Genomic DNA, 16,527 nt, shown 5'->3' with positions numbered 1-16,527 from the left:
CTCGGCTAGCGGGATCAGGCGTCGCCGCCCGCGTTGCCCGACGCGCCCTTGGTGACGTCGTGGAGCTCGTAGCGCTCGATGGCCTGGCCGACCACATAGGGGTCGATCTCGCCGCGACGGGCGAGCTGCTGAAGCACCTTGACCGCCGTCGACGGGCCGTCGATCTTGAAGTGACGACGTGCCGCGGCACGCGTGTCCGAGAAGCCGAAGCCGTCGGCGCCGAGCGTGGCGTACGTGCCCGGGATCCACGCGCGCACCTGGTCGGGGACCAGGTGGTCGTAGTCCGTCGTCGCGACGAACGGTCCGTTCGCGCCGGCGAGCTTCTGCGTGAGGTACGGCGTGCGCACCGGCTCGTTCGGGTGCAGGAACGCGTGCTCGTCGGCGGCGAGAGCCTCGCGACGGAGCTCGTTCCACGAGGTGACCGACCACACGGTGGCGCGGACGCCCCAGTGCGCCCAGAGCAGCTCCTGGGCCTCGAGGGCCCACGGCACGGCGACGCCGGACGCGAGGATCTGCGCCTCGGGGCCCTGGCCCTCGGGGGCGTCGGCGTACTTGTGGATGCCCTTGAGGATGCCCTCGACGTCCACGTTCTCCGGCTCGGCGGGCTGCTGAATCGGCTCGTTGTAGACCGTCAGGTAGTACATGACGTTCTTGTCGCGGCCGTCCTCGGGGCCGTACATCCGCTGGATGCCGTCCTTGACGATGTGGCGGATCTCGTAGCCGAACGCGGGGTCGTACTGCACGATCGCGGCGTTCGTGCCCGCGAGCAGCGGCGAGTGGCCGTCCGCGTGCTGGAGGCCCTCACCGGTGAGCGTGGTGCGGCCGGCGGTGGCGCCGATGATGAAGCCGCGCGTGAGCTGGTCGCCCGCGGCCCAGAACTGGTCGCCCGTGCGCTGGAAGCCGAACATCGAGTAGAAGATGTAGAACGGCACGAGCGGCTCGCCGTGCGTCGCGTAGGACGTGCCCACGGCCTGGAACGCGGCGGCGGAACCGGCCTCGTTGATGCCCGTGTGCATGATCTGGCCGGCCGTGGACTCCTTGTAGGAGAGCATCAGCTCGCGGTCGACGGGCAGGTAGTTCTGGCCCTGGGTGTTGAAGATCTTCGCCGACGGGAAGATCGCGTCGAGGCCGAACGTGCGCGCCTCGTCGGGGATGATCGGCACCAGTCGCGAGCCGAACTCCTTGTCCTTCACGAGGTCCTTGAACAGGCGCACGAGCGCCATCGTGGTGGCGACCTCCTGCTTGCCCGAGCCCTTCGCGAGCAGGTCGTAGGCCTTGTCGCTCGGCATCGCGATCGGCTTCTCGACCGCGCGGCGCGACGGCACGAAGCCGCCCAGCGCGCTGCGGCGCTCGAGCATGTACTTGATCGCCGGGTCCTCGAAGCCGGGGTGGTAGTACGGCGGGTTGTACGGGTCGGCCTCGAGCTCCTCGTCGGTGAACGGGAGGTCGAACGTGTCGCGCAGCACCTTCATGTCCGCGACCTGGAGCTTCTTCATCTGGTGCGTCGAGTTGCGCGCCGCGAAGTTGGGGCCGAGGCCGTAGCCCTTGACCGTCTTCGCGATGATGACGGTCGGCTTGCCGTTTTTCATCTGCGTCGCGCGCTGGTAGGCCGCGTAGAGCTTGCGGTAGTCGTGACCGCCGCGCTTGAGCGCCCAGATCTCGTCGTCCGTCATGTCCTTGACGAGCTCCTTGGCGCGCGGGTCGCCGCCGAAGAACTGGTCGCGGATGAACGCGCCGGACTCGGCGCGGAACGTCTGGAAGTCGCCGTCGGGGACGGTGTTCATGAGGTTGAGGAGCGCGCCGTCGTCCTTGGCGAGCAGCGGGTCCCACCCGCGGCCCCACACGACCTTGAGGACGTTCCAGCCGGCACCGCGGAAGTACGCCTCGAGCTCCTGGATGATCTTGCCGTTGCCTCGCACCGGGCCGTCGAGGCGCTGGAGGTTCGCGTTGACGACGAACGTGAGGTTGTCGAGGCCCTGGTTGGCGGCGAGCTGGAGCATGCCGCGCGACTCGGGCTCGTCCATCTCACCGTCGCCGAGGAACGCCCAGACGTGCTGCTCGGACGTGTCCTTGATGCCGCGCAGCTGCAGGTAGCGGTTGGTCCACGCCTGGTAGATGGCGGACGCGGGGCCGAGGCCCATGGACACCGTGGGGAACTCCCAGACGTCGGGCATGAGGCGCGGGTGCGGGTACGACGAGAGACCGCGCCCGGGGGCGGACTTCTCCTGGCGGAAGGAGTCGAGGTCCTCGGGGGAGAATCGGCCCTCCATGAAGCCGCGGGCATACATGCCAGGGGCGGCGTGGCCCTGGAAGTAGATCTGGTCGCCACCGCTCGGGTGGTCCTTGCCCTTGAAGAAGTGGTTGAGGCCGACCTCGTAGAGCGTCGCGACGGACGCGTACGACGAGATGTGGCCGCCGACGCCCTTGCCGGGGCCCTGTGCGCGCGTGACCATCGCGGCCGCGTTCCAGCGGATCCAGCCGCGGTAGCGGCGCTCGAGCTCCTCGTCGCCGGGGAACTCGGGCTCGTCATCCACGTGGATCGTGTTGACGTACGGGGTGTTGAGGCTCAGCGGCACGGACAGCTGGCGCTTGGCGGCGTGGTCGACCACACGGTCGATCACGTACTCGGCGCGGCTCTCGCCACCGTGCTCGATCATCTCGTCGACGGACTCGAGCCACTCGGAGGTCTCGGTGGGGTCCTTGTCGATTGCGCCGTGCTCTGTCACGGGTCCTCTTCCTGTCGCGGGCGCGGGATGCTGCGCCGCTGTCTATCGGGGAACGCGGCTATGGCCGCTCTCCTCGCCATTCTGGTCATATTCCGGCGCCTTGTCACGCCGGCGGCAACCCCGCGGGGTCGCATGGGGACCGAGGCACAGTATCACCGGCAGGACCATGGTCCCGACCGTGGCAATTGCACCGTGTACGCGTCGGCCTCTACGCTGTGCGGAAGACGCGTCGGACGGCGCGGCTTCGACGACGAAGGGAGCGCCGCCACCGTGGCGACACAGGAGGGCGCGACGGCTGCTGACAGCAGCCTCGCCGCGAGGCTCGGCCTCGAGCATGGGCATGTCATCCAGGAGTTCGGCTACGACGACGACGTCGACCAGGCGTTGAGGGACGCGATCGAGGAGACCACGGGGGAATCCCTCGTCGACGAAGACTTCGGCGACGTCACCGACGGCGCCATCGTGTGGTTCCGTGACGGGGACGACGACCTCGCGGACCTCCTCATGGACGTTCAGTCGCTGTTGGACGACGGGCGGCCCGTGTGGCTGCTCACGCCCAAGGCGGGCAGCACCGGCGCGGTCGAGCCGCGCGACGTCGAGGAGGCCTCGTCCATCGCGGGCCTGCACGCCACCTCGACCTTCGTGGTCGGCACCGGATGGTGGGCCACCCAGCTCGTCGAGAAGGGGCGCAGCAAGTGACCAACCCGCTGGTCGGTCATCCCGCTCCCGAGCTCGCGCTCACCGACCAGAACGGCAGGACCGTCTCCCTGGCGGATCTGCGCGGCACAGCGACGCTGCTGGTGTTCGTGCCCTTCGCATTCTCGGACACGTGCACCAATGAGCTCGTGGACCTGCGAGACGCCCCCGACCTGCTCGAGCGCGACGACCTCACGGTGCTCGTCGTGTCGTGCGACTCGATCTACACGCTCAAGGCGTGGGCGGACACGCATCAGTACCGCGGGGCACTCCTGAGCGACTTCTGGCCGCACGGTGACATCTCGCGCGACTACGGCGTCTTCAACCCCCGCAAGGGACTCGCGACGCGCGGCACCTTCCTCATCGACGCCGAGGGCGTCGTGCGGTGGGCCGTCGTGAACCCGACCGGCGAGGCCCGGGACGTCGACGACTACCGGCGCGAGGTTGCGACGCTGCTCGACTGAGCGCGTGGCGCGTGCGCCGGCCGTTCACGCCGGCGGCGCGCGTGGGGGACAATGGGTCCCCGCGGGCCCTTAGCTCAGTTGGTTAGAGCACTGCGTTTACACCGCAGGTGTCGTCGGTTCGAGTCCGGCAGGGCCCACTGATCCGCTCGTCTCAGCGGTCCCCGAACAGCCCCGTGCGCTCGGCGTCCCTGGACGAGGCGAGCAGCACGGTGAGCGTCTCGGCCGCACCCGAGAGCGAGCCGTCATCAACCTCCGAGAACAGCGCCGTCAGGCCCTCGAGGTGCCGCTGCGCGCGAGCGTCCCAGAACTCGCGGTGCCGTGCGGTGAGATTCAACCGGAGCGTGCGGCCGTCGTCGGGATCGCTCTCGATGCGCACGAAGCCGCCGCGCTCGAGCCTCACCGCGAGCTGCTTGGTGGCCTGCCGCGTGGCGCCGTAGCGCTCGGCCGCCTGGTTGAGCGTCGGCGCCTCGTCGCCGAAGGTCTCGATCGCGACGAGCAGCATCCACTGCTTGGCGGACAGGCCCGCGGGCGCGAGCTCGTCGTCCAGCAGGTTCTTCCACGACTGGGCGAGCAGGAAGACGGTGGCGAACAGCACCCGAGCCGGGTCGGCGGGCGCGGTCACGCGGTGCGCTCCGAGGCGGCTGCCACGGCAACGCGGGCTCGGTTGGCTTCGTCGGGCGGGCCGGCGAAGTCGCAGGCGGTGGGGGTACCGGTGGAAGAGCCGTCGCGTCGGTGGTCAGATGCGGTCGCGATGCCTGCGGTACGGCGCCACGCGATCGCGCCGAGCCCGGTCGTGCCGAGTGCGAGCATCCCGAACACGAACGCGGGGGCGATCCCGTCGGTGAGCCCTGCCGCATCGAGCCCGATCACCATCGCGACGAGTGCGAGCCCAAGCAGCGCGGTGAAGGCGAGCAAGGCCATGGCGAGCACCGCGCCGCGCACCTGTCGCCGGAGCGTCCAGTAGCCGGCGAGGGCGGAGGTCGGCAGCAGCAGTGACAGGTCAATCGCCTCGACTCCGTTGGTCGGCGTGCCGGACTCGGCGAGCGACTCGGGCCGGGTGCCGCCGAGCAGGGCGGGGACGATGTCAGACAGCCACAGGAAGGCGAAGACGACGACGATCGCCCACAGCACCGCGGTCACGGTCCTGCGCGGCCAACCGACCCCGAAAGCGTCCGACGGCGTGGTGTGGATCGTGCGGGGCAGGCTCGTCGCGAGGGTGAGGACCGCGAGGCCGAAGGTGGAGGTGTAGACGAGGAAGAGCACGTTGAACTGCACCATGAAGGACGCGATCGCGTACGTGTAGGCGAGGTAGAGCACCGCGCCGTGCCACAGCAGCAGCGCGCCACGGGAGCCACGGCACGCGGCGAAGCCGAGCGCGAGGACGGCAGGGACGGCGAGCAGCAGCGTGACCCAGTCCTGCGCGGCGCCCTGGACCGCGAAGCTCTCCATGTCGCGCCGATACAGGTCGTCGGCCAGGACCCCTGCGCCGGAGGCGAGGGCGGCGAGGGCCGCCAGGGGCAGGGACATCATGAGCGGTGTGCGGAAGCGGGAGTCCATGGCGCTGCGCTCCTCGATCGTCGGTGGGTCAGCGTTGACTTATGCAACACATTACCTATCTTCGTGGAGCGATCTGAAGGGACCTATGTCCCGCGGCCGTGGGCGAGGCGGCGATCCAGGCCTCGGATGCGCGTTTGTCCACCTATGACTGCATTTGCGCCGCGGAATTGCTCACAGTCGCTTGAGAAACTGTCCTCGGATGCCGGAGTGTCTGGGCCATGGCTTTTCCCGACCCCTCGATGCACCGCGAGCCCCTGCGACCGGGGGCCGCCGCGCGCGCGTCGAAGGCCCGCTTCGGGCGGCTGCGCCCGCTCGCCGCGCTCGTCGCGGCCGCGTCCCTCGCGATGGTCGGAGTGCCCGCGACGGCGTCCGACGAGGCGGGTGAGACGCTCGAGGGCACGCTGCTCGACGTGGTCATCGAGGCGGAGGGCCACGGCGAGGCCGAGGAGGCCCAGGTCATCATCAGCGAGGACGGCGAGGTCGACGCGGTGGAGGGCGAGGCCCTCGAGGACATCGAGTCCGGGTCGACCGTCGAGGCGACCGTCGAAGGCTCCGAGGTGCAGTCCGCGACCGTGGTCGCCCCCGCCGAGGCGACGGTGGCCGTCGCGTCCCACCGCGCGTACGTCGTCACCATCGACGATGCGAGCGCGACGGAGGACGTCTCGCTCGCCGATGCGGTCGCGAACACTGAATACGCGGCCGACTACTGGGTCACCGAGGCGCGGGGCGCGATCGGCAGCTTCGAGGTCGCCGACACCGCGACGATGTCCTGGGACGGGTCGTGCTCGGCGAGCTACTCCGAGATCTGGACAGCCGCCAAGGCCGAGTTCCCAGGGGTGTCCTTCGTGGGCACCGCCAATCACCTCATCGTCTACTCGCCCGAGGACTGCGACTACGGCTACGCGGGGATCGCGACCGTCGGTTCGTCGTTCCACTACGGAGGCACGGTCCAGATCACGGCTCTCGGCACCGCGACGACCGTCCACGAGCTCGGCCACAACCTGAGCCTCGGCCACTCGTACCTCACGTGGGAGACCGGCTCTGCCGAGTACTTCGGCGTCTACGGTCCTCAGGCGCTCACGGTGAGCGGCTTCCCGTCCGGAGCGCTCGACGCCGCCTACCGCTACGACCTCGACCTGCCCGGCGCATCGTCCCTGACCGACGTGCTGACCTACGACGCCGACGCGAGCCAGACCACGACCGTGACGCTCAACCAGACCACCGCATCGTCCGGCACCACCGCGGCGACGGTCGTCGACCCAGACGACGGCAGCGAGTACTTCGTGGAGTACCGCAGCGGCCTAGGAGTCGACTCGAGCGCGTTCTACTCGTACGACGGCTACTACCTCTTCGCTTACTCCCACGCGCTCTACTACGAGCCGGGCGTCGTCGTGTCGCGCATCCAGGGCTCGGACGGTGAGATCGAGATCCTCGCGGTCGAAGACGGCAGCGACATGTGGTCCTCGTTCCAGGCGGGCGAGGCCTACACCGCCGGTTCCGACCTGTTCACGGTCACCGTCGTGAGCACGACGAGCACCACCGCGACCGTGGAGATCGTCACGAACCCGACCGCGCCCGCGGCCGAGGAGCCCACGGACGATCCCACGGAGGAGCCTGCGGCCGCCGACGCCTCGACGACGACCGTGAGCGTGCCGTCGGTGTACAGGGGCACCGCGCCCGAGGCGACCGTGACGGTCGCGGCGGACACGACGCCCACCGGCGACGTCGACCTGTATGTCGACGGCAGCATCTACACGACCGTCTCACTGACCGATGGCGACGTCACCGCGGAGCTGTCCTCGAGCCTCGCGGTCGGCACGCATGCTGTGCGCGCGGTCTACGGCGGCGCCGACGGCATCGCAGGCTCTGAGTCCACGACCGAGCTCACGGTCACCCCGAAGGTCGCGACCGAGGCCTCGGCCACGGCGAAGACCAAGCGGTACGGCAACGCGATCAAGGTGGTCGTCGCCGTCGAGGGCGCCGAAGGTGCCGGGGGGCAGGTCGTCGTCAGCCGCGGGTCGAGTACCTGGGAGAAGACGCTGCGGGACGATGGCACGGTCGCGTTCTGGATGCCCGCGACGTGGAAGCCAGGCCAGCGCACGCTGTCCGTGGCGTACGAGGGCACGTCGACGCACGCGTCCTCGACCGCCACGGTGGTCGCGAAGACGCTCAAGGCCATCCCGACGGTCAGGGTCACGAACTCGCCCACGGTGGAGGAGGGCAAGAGCTCCGTCTTCGCCGTCAAGGTCACGGGTCCGCTCAAGGCGAAGGAGTCCGGCAAGGTCGCCGTGTACGTCGACGGCAAGCGAAGGTCGCAGTGGGTCACGCTCGAGCTCTCGGGGTCGGCGTACAAGGCCAAGGTCAAGAGCTGGAAGCTGCCGAAGGGGCGCGTGGAGATCCGATACCTCTCGCGCAACGACTTCCTGACGTCGAAGCGTCAGTCGACCTCGTATTTCGCTCGCTAGCCTGACCGCGCGGGGGCCCGCGGCGGCGTGGGCCAGCCCACGAATACCGCCCCCACGAACACCCTGCCCACACACCGGGTCCCGCACGTCCCGGCGCCCGCGCGGCCGACAGTGCCCGGAGACGCGAACGCCGGGCCCGGCATGAGGCCGGGCCCGGCGTGCGGGGAGACTCAGCTTCAGTCGGCGACGTACTCCGTGGAGGGCAGTTCGGAGCGCACGACGTCGAAGCCGGACGGGGCGCGGAAGCGTGACACGTTCCAGGCGACGGCGGTCGGGAAGGCCAGGCCGCACGTGGCGATGAGCGCGGCGGTCGCAAGGGCGCGGGGCTCCTCGGTGCCTGCGACGATGAGGATCGTGGCCGCGGTCGTGAGGCCGATGACGGCCGCGGCGAGCGACGGCGCGAGCGTGTCGATCCAGAAGCGGGCGTGGTCCCGACGGGTCCAGTGCCGCAGCGAAAGAGTGATCACAGTATCTGAACGCATCGCGTCCCCCCAGTCTGTTCTTGTCGAGTCGTGCGGATCCGCCGTGAGCGAGACGGCGGGTCGCCCGGCCCATCGGCAGCCGCTCTCCGCGTGGAAGGTTTCCGGGGGTCATCGTGAGGAATGTCACTCGACGCTGGGGCGACGCGGCCTCACGCGCTCGCGGCGCGCCGCGCGCTAGCCTCGGGGGAGACGGCGGGAACGGGGAGGACTCGATGGCGCTCGACCAGTTGAACGAGCTCACTGACGGCAGCAAGTACGAGGGCTACCGGAAGCGCACCGACGGGACGATGGCGGTGCTCGCGTTCGTCTTCCTCGTGGCCTGGTCGACCCGCATCATCGCCTTCGCGGTGCTGCCGTGGGGTGTGCGCACCGGTCTCGAGACGCTTCAGGTCGTGATCTGGGCGATCTTCCTCGCCGACCTCATCATCCGCGCGACGCTGTCCAAGAAGTCGTGGAACTACCTGTGGACGCATCCGCTCGACGTCATCGCGGTGCTCCTGCCGGCCGCGCGCCCCCTCAAGATCCTCACGGTCTTCGCGCAGGGGACGTCGTTCCTGTCCTCGCAGGGCCGCATGAAGACGATGCAGGCCGTCATCGCGTCGACCGTCCTCCTGCTGTGGATCGGCTCCGTGTGGGTGCTCTCGGCCGAGCGCGGTCACGAGGGGTCCGACATCACGTCGTTCACGGATGCGCTGTGGTGGGCCTTCGTGACCGTCACGACGGTCGGGTACGGGGACTACGCCCCGGTGACGGTCACGGGCCGGCTCGTCGCGGGCGGCATGATGCTCCTCGGCATCGCCCTCATCGGTGTCGTGACCGCGTCGGTCGCGGCGTGGTTCGTCTCCGTGACGTCCGGCGACGAGGAGGAGAAGCGCGACGCTGCCGAGGTGGACCGCGACCACCACGCGTTCCTGGCCGCCGAGAAGCGCCAGAACGAGATGCTGCGCCGGATCGAGCACCTCGAGGGCAAGATCGACGCGCTCCTGTCTCACGGCGAGACGCCCGCGACGATCCTCGGCGAAGGCAAGAAGGCATCGTCCCCGGACGATGCGGGGGCGGGTAGCGCGCAGGAGCCCCCGGCGCAGTAGCGTGGAGCCATGGCCCAGGTATCCGACGTCGTCGCCGTCCTCGAAGAGCGCTATCCGCCGCGCCTGGCAGAGAGCTGGGACCGCAACGGTCTGATCCTCGGTCGGCCCGACGCCGTCGTCGAGAAGGTGCTGCTCGCGGTCGACCCGGTGCTGGCGCTCGTCGAGGAGGCCGTCGACGAGGACGCCGACATGATCGTCACCCACCATCCGCTGCTGCTCAGGGGCGTGCACACCGTGCGCGCCGACACGGGCAAGGGCGCGGTCGTGCACGAGCTGATCGAGCGCGGCATCGCGCTGTTCAACGCTCACACCAACGCCGACGCGGCCGCCGGGGGAGTCGCCGACGCGCTCGCGGCCGACCTGGGGATCGTCGACACCGTGCCGCTCGTGCCTGACTCCGAGGACCCCACGCTCGGCGCGGGACGGATCGGCCGGCTCGCGGAGCCCACGACCCTGCACCAGTTCGCGGCCCGCGCCGCCGATGTGCTGCCTCCCACGGCGCACGGAGTGCGCGTCGCGGGGGACCTCACGGGACGCGTCGAGACGGTCGCCGTCCTCGGCGGCAGCGGAGACTCCTTCCTGGACCTCGTGCGCGCGTCGGGCGCCGACGTGTACGTCACCGCCGACCTGCGCCACCACCCCGCGTCCGAGGCTCGCGAGGAGGCGCTGCTCGGCGATGGTCGGCCGTACCTGGTGGATGTGGCACACTCCGCGTCGGAGTGGTCGTGGCTCAAGGGCGCGGCCAGACACCTCGAGGAGACGCTCGGCATCGAGACCACCGTGAGCACCCTCACCACCGACCCGTGGACCGCGCGCTTCGGCGCGACCGGTTCCTGACCCCCTGAAGGAGACCACTCGTGGCCACCGCCCCCGCAGCAGACCAGAAGCGTCTGCTGGACGTCCAGGACGCCGACCTCCGCGCGCAGCAGCTGCGCCACAAGCGCGCGACGCTGCCGCAGAACGCGCAGCTCGACGAGCTCAACGCGCGCCTCGCCGACCTCCACGAGGAGCGGATCGCCAGGACGGCCGAGGCGGGTGACCTGCGCCGCGCCGTGACCAAGGCCGAGGACGACGTCCAGGCGGTGCGCACGCGTCAGGAGCGCGACCAGAAGCGGCTCGACTCGGGCTCGGGCTCGCCGAAGGACCTCCAGGCGCTGCAGAGCGAGCTCGAGGTGCTCGCGCGCAGGCTGAGCGCGCTTGAGGACGTCGAGCTCGAGGCGATGGAGCAGGCCGAGAACGCGGAGACCGTGCTCGCCTCGGCAGTCGAGCAGGCCGTCGCGCTCGAGGCGCAGATCGCCGAGGTGAACGCCGAGCGCGACGCCGCCGTCAAGGAGATCGACGACGAGCTCGTGAAGGTGCACGATGAGCGCGGCACCGCGGCCCGCGACCTGGATGAGGGCCTGCTGAAGCTCTACGACAAGCTCCGCGAGCAGCACGGCGGCGTGGGCGCGGCCTCGCTCGTCGGCAGCACGTGCCAGGGCTGCCACATGACGCTCAATGCGGGCGACCTCGCCGAGATCACCGCAGCGGCGCCCGACCGCATCGTCCGTTGCGAGGAGTGCGGCCGGATCCTCGTCAGGAACGCGTGAGCCGGTGACGGGTCAGACCGCGGCCGCCGCCACCTCCTCGATCACCGAGGCCCCCACGGAGAACCTCGTCGCGCCGCTCGTCCTGGTGCTCGTGCGCCACGGCGTGACGCCGATGACGCTCGAGCATCGGTTCTCCGGCTCGGGCGTGCCCGGCCCGTCGCTCGCCTCTGCGGGGCGCGTGCAGGCCGCCAAGGCTGCCGACGCGGTGCACCAGATCGGGCGACGCACCTGGATGGACCTGCCGAAGGTCGACCGCGTCCTCGCCTCGCCCATGACCCGCACGCAGGAGACCGGCGGCGCGATCGGTCGCCGGGTGGGTGCGCACGTCGAGGTCGAGCCGCGGCTCAAGGAGGTCGACTTCGGCGACTGGGAGGGGCTGACGGCTCCCGACATCATCGAGCGCGACGGTGGCGAGTTGCTGCGGTGGCGCGACGGCGAGGCGAGCGCCCCGGGAGGGGAGTCGCTCGACGACGTCGCGGATCGCCTCGAGGACCTGCTCGGAGACCTTGCGCGCGAGCACGCGCGGTCGTGCGTCGAGGGCGCAGACAAGGCGAGGTCGATCGCACTCGCGTCGCATGCGGTCGCGATCAAGTCCATCGTCGGCAGGTCGCTCGAGGCGCCCCCCGCGCGGTGGTCCCGGATCTGGCCCTCGCCCGCGTCGATGACGATCCTTCAGCTGCGCGTGACGCGCGACGGGGAGCTCGCCGAGAGGCACATCCTGTGCATCGGCGCGCCGACGCATTGAGCCGCCGCGAGTCGCCGTTCTCAGCACTGGCGTGGGGAACTACGATGGGGCCCGCAACGTTCCGCACGTGAGACCCCCTGACACCTTGGAGCGACCTATGTCCGACGCCGCCATGCCCGCCTCCGACACCCTTCTCGCCTCGCTGCGTGGAGCCCGACTGCTCGTGATCGGGGGCACCTCGGGATTCGGTTTCGAAGTCGCGCGCAGGGCCGCGGATGCGGGCGCGAGGGTGGTGCTCGTGGGGAGGGATCGCGAGCGTCTCGAGGCCGCGGTCTCCGAGCTGCGTGCGACGGGTGCCGCCGCGGGTGGCGCGGCGATCGACGCCACCGCGCCCGGCGCGCTCGCGACGATGGGCGAGCAGCTGGGAGAGGTCGACCACGTGGTGTCGACGCTCGGCGGCGCGATGGGCGGGGGCTTCCTCGACGCGGACCTCGAGACGATCCGCGAGACGGTCGAGGGCAAGCTGTTCGCGAACCTCGAGGTCGCGCGCGCCCTGGGTCCGCGCATCGCCGACGGCGGATCGCTGACCTTCACCGCGGGCACCGGCGGCTCGCCGTCGACCTCGTCCGGTGCGACGGTCGGCAACGAGGCGATCGCGACGATGGTGAAGGGGCTCGCGATCGAGCTCGCGCCGCGCGTGCGCGTCAACGCCGTCGCCCCCACGTGGACCGAGACGGGCCTGTGGCGCGACCTGGACCCTCAGCAACTCGAGGAGACCAAGGCGTCGATGGCGGAGGCGATCCCGCTGGGACGCACCGCGGAGGTCAGCGAGATCGCTCAGGCCTACCTGTTCCTCATGACGTGCGGATTCGTCACCGGGCAGACGCTCGCCGTGGACGGCGGCATCTCGCTCGCCTGAGCCGAGCCAGAGCGGTGCGGGAGGCTCCTCGCTTCTGGAGACCGCGGAGGCGGCTCAGCCCGCGATGACGAGCGTGAGCTCGTCGGGCCCCTTGGCCTTTGCGGCGAGCGCGACGTCGACGAGCGCGTCGCCGATCATCCCGGCCGCGGCATCGGCGAGGTCCGAAGCGGTCTCGGGCGCAGCATCGGACCTGACCAGGTGTGCCGCGAGGAGACCGCGGGTGTGCTTGGCCATGTGGCTCACCACCGCGCGCTTGCCGTTCAGCTCGCGCATCACCTTGACCGTCACCCAGGGCGCGTCGGGCCGGTAGGCCGCGACGTACGCCGCGCTGCGGCAGTCCACGACCAGGCCGCCGCCGGCGAGCGCGTCGAGCTCGGGCGTGAGGTGAGGCCGCCAGAAGGAGGCGAGACCGCCCAGGCGCCCCAGCGTCGTCCCCATGGACAGTCGGTAGGCGGGGATGCGGTCGGCGGGGGAGACCGCGCCCCACAGCGCCGAGACCACCCGGACGCGGTCCGCCGCGCGGGCGAGCGTCGCATCGTCCCAGCCCGCCATGCCGGCCGCGTCGTACAGGACGCCCGTGTAGACCCTGGACGATGCGTCGGCGGGGTTGTCCCAGACGGTCACGTTGCGCGCCACGTCGTCGGCGAGGCTCGCGCCCACCTCGAGCACCTGCATCGCGTTGCGCTGCCCGCTCACCTTGGCGAGCGTGTCTCCGACCCTGCCACGCGCGTCCGCGAGGTCCGGATGGGACAGGGTGGCGAGATCGACGGGGGCGCCCTGCGCGGGCGCGGTCTTGCCTTCGGAGGGAGGGAGCAGGACGAGCACGGGTGACAGGCTAGCCGGAGCGTGCGGTCCCGAAGAACCGCCAGGTATCCTTGTGGAGCGGATGAGCTGGCCAGGCGGTCGCGTGATCCTCCGGGATCCCGAGGAACGTCCGGGCTTCGCAGAGCAGGGTGATGGCTAACGGCCACCCGGGGTGACCCGCGGGACAGTGCCACAGAGAGAAGACCGCCCTCGCCTCACGGCGGGGGTAAGGGTGAAAGGGTGAGGTAAGAGCTCACCGCGCGACCGGTGACGGGAGCGGCAAGGTAAACCCCACCCGAAGCAAGGCCAGACAGGGAGCGTTCGAGGGCTGCTCGCCCGATGCTCCCGGGTAGGCTGCTCGAGCCCTGGAGCAATCCAGGGCCTAGATGGATGGCCGCCCCTCAGGCTCCGGTCTGAGAGACAGAACCCGGCGTATCGGCCAGCTCATCCGCCCTCTTGTCGTCCGGCCGTGTGGCGCCCGGCTTGAGCGGCCCAACCGTCACTGACGCCAGCGCCTGCGCGCGAGACGGGCGTTCAGGTACGAGACCAGGATCGTCACGCCCGTCAGCAGGTAGACGACGGTGAACAGCTTCGAGAGGTCATGCGTCGGCGTCAGGTCGCCGAAGCCCACGGTCGTGAGCGCCACGGTGCTGAAGTAGAGCGAGTCGATCCAGCTCCAGTCCTCGAGGTAGCGGTACGTGATCGTCCCGATGGCGAGGAGGAGCGCGGCGGCCACCTCCAGGCGGTGGTAGATCCGCTCGTTCGGCGCTGGGTCGTGGTCGGGTCCGATCTGTTGCGACATGGTGCCTCCAGGCAGTTCGCAGGCCTCTTCGCCCTCGATCCGACGCTACTCCGTCTACTTCGGAGACGTGCCTGATCAGCCGGCGGAGGAGACCCACGCCGTGACACCGGGCATGACTGCGGGGATCTGGTCGATCGGGCCGGGCCTGGCCAGCAGGTAGCCCTGGCCGAGGTCGCATGCGCTGGCCTGCAGCTCCGCGAGCTGGGTTGGCGTCTCGATCCCCTCGGCGACCGTGGTGAGTCCGAGGGTGCGCGAGAGCCCGATGATCGCGTCGAGGAATGCTCGGTCGCCATCGTGGGCTCCGAGCGGACCGACGAACGCCTGGTCGACCTTCATCATGTCGACCGGCAGGTCGCGCAGACGGCTGAGCGAGGAGTAGCCGGTGCCGAAGTCGTCGATCGCCACGCGCACGCCGTGCGCGCGCAGCGCGCTCAGGGTCGTGCGGCTGCTCTCCTCGAGAAGCAGGCCCTCGGTGACCTCGAGCACAAGCCCCGACGGCTCGAGGCCCTGGTCCTCGAGGATCGTGACGACGAAGTCAGGGAAGGTGGGGTCCTCGAGCTGCAATGGCGACACGTTCACGGTCACGTACGCGTCACCTCCGGTGCTCTCGCGCCACTGCGCCACCTCGGTGCATGCGCGCACGAGCACCTGGCGGCCCAGCTCGTGAATCAGGCCGGCCTGCTCGGCCACGGGGATGAACACCGAAGGGGGCACGGGTCCGAGCTCGGGATCGGTCCAGCGCGCGAGCGCCTCGATCCCCTCGACCGAGCCCAAGCGCAGATCCACGATCGGCTGGAAGACGAGCGTGATCGCCCCCACGGCGACGGCGCGCTGCAGAGCCTCGGCGAGCCGGAACTGCTCGACGGCGCCCTCGTGCATGCCGCGCTCGTAGGTCGCGTGGCGCCCGCGTCCGCGTGCCTTCGCCTGATACATCGCGAGATCCGCGTTGCGCAGCAGGGTCTCGGACGTGTCGCGGGCGTCGGCGATCGCGATGCCGATGCTCGCGCCCACGATCACGGTGCCACCGCTGAAGGCGATGGGTGTGCCGTGGAGCGCATCGAGGATCCGGTCGGCAAGGGCCACCGCCTCGTCGGCCGTCGTGTTCCTCAGCACCAGCGCGAACTCGTCCCCGCCGAGCCTCGCGGAATCGCCGTCGCGCGTGCAGGCCCTGATCCGCCGCGCCGCGGCGACGATGACCTCATCTCCCGTTGCGTGGCCGAAGCTGTCGTTGACCGACTTGAAGTTGTCGAGGTCGATGAAGAGGACCGCGGTGCCCCGCGACGACGGGGTCGACTCCGCGAGGGCCTCGTCGACGCTCGCCCGGAAGAGGCTGCGGTTCGGCAGTCCCGTCAAGGAGTCGTGGCGGGCCTCATGGCCGAGCTGCTCCTCGAGAGCCTTCTCCTGAGTCACGTCGACGAGCACGCCCTGGAGCACGGGCTTGCCGGACTGATCCTGCGTGACGATCGCGTCGTCCCGCACCCAGAGCGCGCTCCCGTCGCGCCGGAACATCCGGTAGGTCGCGCCTCGCTGCACCGTCGAGGGGCCATCGGCCACCATGCGGTTCTCGGCCTGCAGCACGGCCTCGCGCTCGGCGGGGTCGATCTGCCTGCCCCACAGTGAGGGGTCGTCCATCCACTCCTGGGCGGTGAACCCGAGCATCGTCTCGATCTGGGGGCTCACATAGAGCCAGCGGCCGTTCTCGCCAGGCTCCGCGGAGTACACGACTGCGGGCACCCGCTCGACGAGCACGCGATAGCGCTCCTCGGCGGCCCTCAGGTCGTGCTCGAGGCGCTTGCGCTTCGTGATGTCCGTCGCGATGCCGATCTCGTAGGCGGGCGAGCCGTTCGCGTGCCGGACGAGTGAGACGGTGAGCTCGGTCCAGATCCACTCGCCGTCCTTGCGCCTGAAGCGCTTCTCCATCTCGAAGCGATCGATCTCGCCGGCCGCTAGCCGGCGCGAGAACTCGGCGTTGATCGGGATGTCGTCCGGGTGGGTGTACTCGGCCCACGACAGCGTCTCGAACTCCTCGGTGCTGTAGCCGAGCATGCGATGGAGCACGCCGTTGGTCATGGTGGTGCGACCCAGCTCGTCGACGAGTCCGATCCCGACCGGCGCGAGCTTAAGGATCATCTCAAGCTGGTCCAGGCGCGCGGAAGTCTCGTGAGCTGCTTGCAGCAGCGGCTGTCGGTCAGCCTCGCTCACGCCGCACCTCCCTCAGCGCCGGGGACTGGTGTCCCCATCGTCCACCGC

15 protein-coding genes, 1 tRNA gene and 1 other RNA gene are annotated in these 16,527 nt (G+C 70.3%); 10 read left to right on the top strand and 7 right to left on the bottom strand.

Translation table 11 applies throughout. The annotated features are described in order from the left end of the window. Nucleotides 1-14 precede the first annotated feature (14 nt). Complete coding sequence (gene aceE / locus B7K23_RS11965; RefSeq protein ID WP_084126800.1) at nucleotides 15-2,726, bottom strand: pyruvate dehydrogenase (acetyl-transferring), homodimeric type; 2,712 nt, start codon at nucleotides 2,724-2,726, stop codon at nucleotides 15-17. 270 nt (nucleotides 2,727-2,996) lie between these two features. Here aceE and B7K23_RS11960 point away from each other — a divergent pair, with 270 nt between their 5' ends. From B7K23_RS11960 to B7K23_RS11950, 3 genes are all read left to right on the top strand, one after another. After that, a complete protein-coding gene (locus B7K23_RS11960; protein WP_234996517.1) occupies nucleotides 2,997-3,425 on the top strand; it encodes a DUF3052 domain-containing protein in 429 nt (142 codons plus the stop codon). Continuing rightward, nucleotides 3,422-3,886, top strand: a complete 465-nt coding sequence (locus tag B7K23_RS11955; RefSeq protein WP_234996516.1) for a redoxin domain-containing protein — start codon at nucleotides 3,422-3,424, stop codon at nucleotides 3,884-3,886. The genes B7K23_RS11960 and B7K23_RS11955 overlap by 4 nt, the downstream gene beginning before the upstream one ends. Before the next feature lie 63 nt (nucleotides 3,887-3,949). Beyond that, a tRNA-Val gene (locus B7K23_RS11950) sits at nucleotides 3,950-4,023 on the top strand. 14 nt (nucleotides 4,024-4,037) lie between these two features. On the opposite strand, the gene B7K23_RS11945 is transcribed toward B7K23_RS11950, so the two are convergent. After that, on the bottom strand, nucleotides 4,038-4,508 hold the full coding sequence (locus B7K23_RS11945) for a MarR family transcriptional regulator (RefSeq protein ID WP_084126797.1): 471 nt from the start codon (nucleotides 4,506-4,508) through the stop codon (nucleotides 4,038-4,040). Further along, nucleotides 4,505-5,443: a hypothetical protein gene (locus tag B7K23_RS11940; RefSeq protein WP_084126796.1), complete on the bottom strand. Its 939-nt coding sequence runs from the start codon at nucleotides 5,441-5,443 to the stop codon at nucleotides 4,505-4,507. The genes B7K23_RS11945 and B7K23_RS11940 overlap by 4 nt, the downstream gene beginning before the upstream one ends. A 218-nt stretch (nucleotides 5,444-5,661) precedes the next feature. Between B7K23_RS11940 and B7K23_RS11935 the strand changes: the two genes are divergently transcribed. Next, nucleotides 5,662-7,908 (top strand): Ig-like domain repeat protein, encoded by a 2,247-nt coding sequence (locus B7K23_RS11935; RefSeq protein WP_143338264.1) that lies wholly within the window; start codon nucleotides 5,662-5,664, stop codon nucleotides 7,906-7,908. A 176-nt stretch (nucleotides 7,909-8,084) separates the two neighbouring features. Here the strand turns inward: B7K23_RS11935 and B7K23_RS11930 are convergent, their stop codons facing one another. Beyond that, the gene (locus B7K23_RS11930; RefSeq protein WP_143338263.1) at nucleotides 8,085-8,390 is read right to left on the bottom strand and encodes a hypothetical protein; all 306 of its coding nucleotides are present in this window, start codon (nucleotides 8,388-8,390) and stop codon (nucleotides 8,085-8,087) included. Nucleotides 8,391-8,602: 212 nt separating this feature from the next. Here B7K23_RS11930 and B7K23_RS11925 point away from each other — a divergent pair, with 212 nt between their 5' ends. From B7K23_RS11925 to B7K23_RS11905, 5 genes are all read left to right on the top strand, one after another. After that, nucleotides 8,603-9,478 (top strand): potassium channel family protein, encoded by an 876-nt coding sequence (locus B7K23_RS11925; RefSeq protein WP_084126793.1) that lies wholly within the window; start codon nucleotides 8,603-8,605, stop codon nucleotides 9,476-9,478. Between the two features lie 9 nt (nucleotides 9,479-9,487). Then, nucleotides 9,488-10,315: a Nif3-like dinuclear metal center hexameric protein gene (locus B7K23_RS11920; RefSeq protein WP_084126792.1), complete on the top strand. Its 828-nt coding sequence runs from the start codon at nucleotides 9,488-9,490 to the stop codon at nucleotides 10,313-10,315. A 20-nt stretch (nucleotides 10,316-10,335) separates the two neighbouring features. Continuing rightward, nucleotides 10,336-11,067, top strand: a complete 732-nt coding sequence (locus tag B7K23_RS11915; protein ID WP_084126791.1) for a zinc ribbon domain-containing protein — start codon at nucleotides 10,336-10,338, stop codon at nucleotides 11,065-11,067. A 4-nt stretch (nucleotides 11,068-11,071) separates the two neighbouring features. After that, nucleotides 11,072-11,812 carry a histidine phosphatase family protein gene (locus tag B7K23_RS11910; protein ID WP_159451402.1) on the top strand — a complete coding sequence of 247 codons (741 nt, stop codon included), beginning with the start codon at nucleotides 11,072-11,074 and terminating at the stop codon, nucleotides 11,810-11,812. A gap of 97 nt (nucleotides 11,813-11,909) precedes the next feature. Continuing rightward, complete coding sequence (locus B7K23_RS11905) at nucleotides 11,910-12,671, top strand: SDR family oxidoreductase (RefSeq protein ID WP_200809830.1); 762 nt, start codon at nucleotides 11,910-11,912, stop codon at nucleotides 12,669-12,671. A 54-nt stretch (nucleotides 12,672-12,725) separates the two neighbouring features. Here B7K23_RS11905 and B7K23_RS11900 read toward each other — a convergent pair whose 3' ends face one another. Then, entirely contained in the window at nucleotides 12,726-13,496 is a 771-nt protein-coding gene (locus B7K23_RS11900) for a YaaA family protein (protein WP_084126789.1), read from the bottom strand. A 62-nt stretch (nucleotides 13,497-13,558) separates the two neighbouring features. Here B7K23_RS11900 and rnpB point away from each other — a divergent pair. After that, nucleotides 13,559-13,926: RNase P RNA component class A (gene rnpB, locus B7K23_RS11895), an RNA gene on the top strand. Nucleotides 13,927-13,974: 48 nt separating this feature from the next. Here rnpB and B7K23_RS11890 read toward each other — a convergent pair. Continuing rightward, nucleotides 13,975-14,277 (bottom strand): potassium channel family protein, encoded by a 303-nt coding sequence (locus tag B7K23_RS11890; protein WP_084126788.1) that lies wholly within the window; start codon nucleotides 14,275-14,277, stop codon nucleotides 13,975-13,977. Between the two features lie 75 nt (nucleotides 14,278-14,352). Continuing rightward, a complete protein-coding gene (locus B7K23_RS11885) occupies nucleotides 14,353-16,479 on the bottom strand; it encodes an EAL domain-containing protein (RefSeq protein ID WP_084126787.1) in 2,127 nt (708 codons plus the stop codon). Between the last annotated feature and the right edge of the window lie 48 nt (nucleotides 16,480-16,527).

The sequence above is a fragment of the Demequina sp. NBRC 110054 genome (genome assembly GCF_002090115.1).
In the GTDB taxonomy this organism is placed as follows: domain Bacteria; phylum Actinomycetota; class Actinomycetes; order Actinomycetales; family Demequinaceae; genus Demequina.
This window is presented reverse-complemented; position numbering and strand designations above follow the sequence as displayed.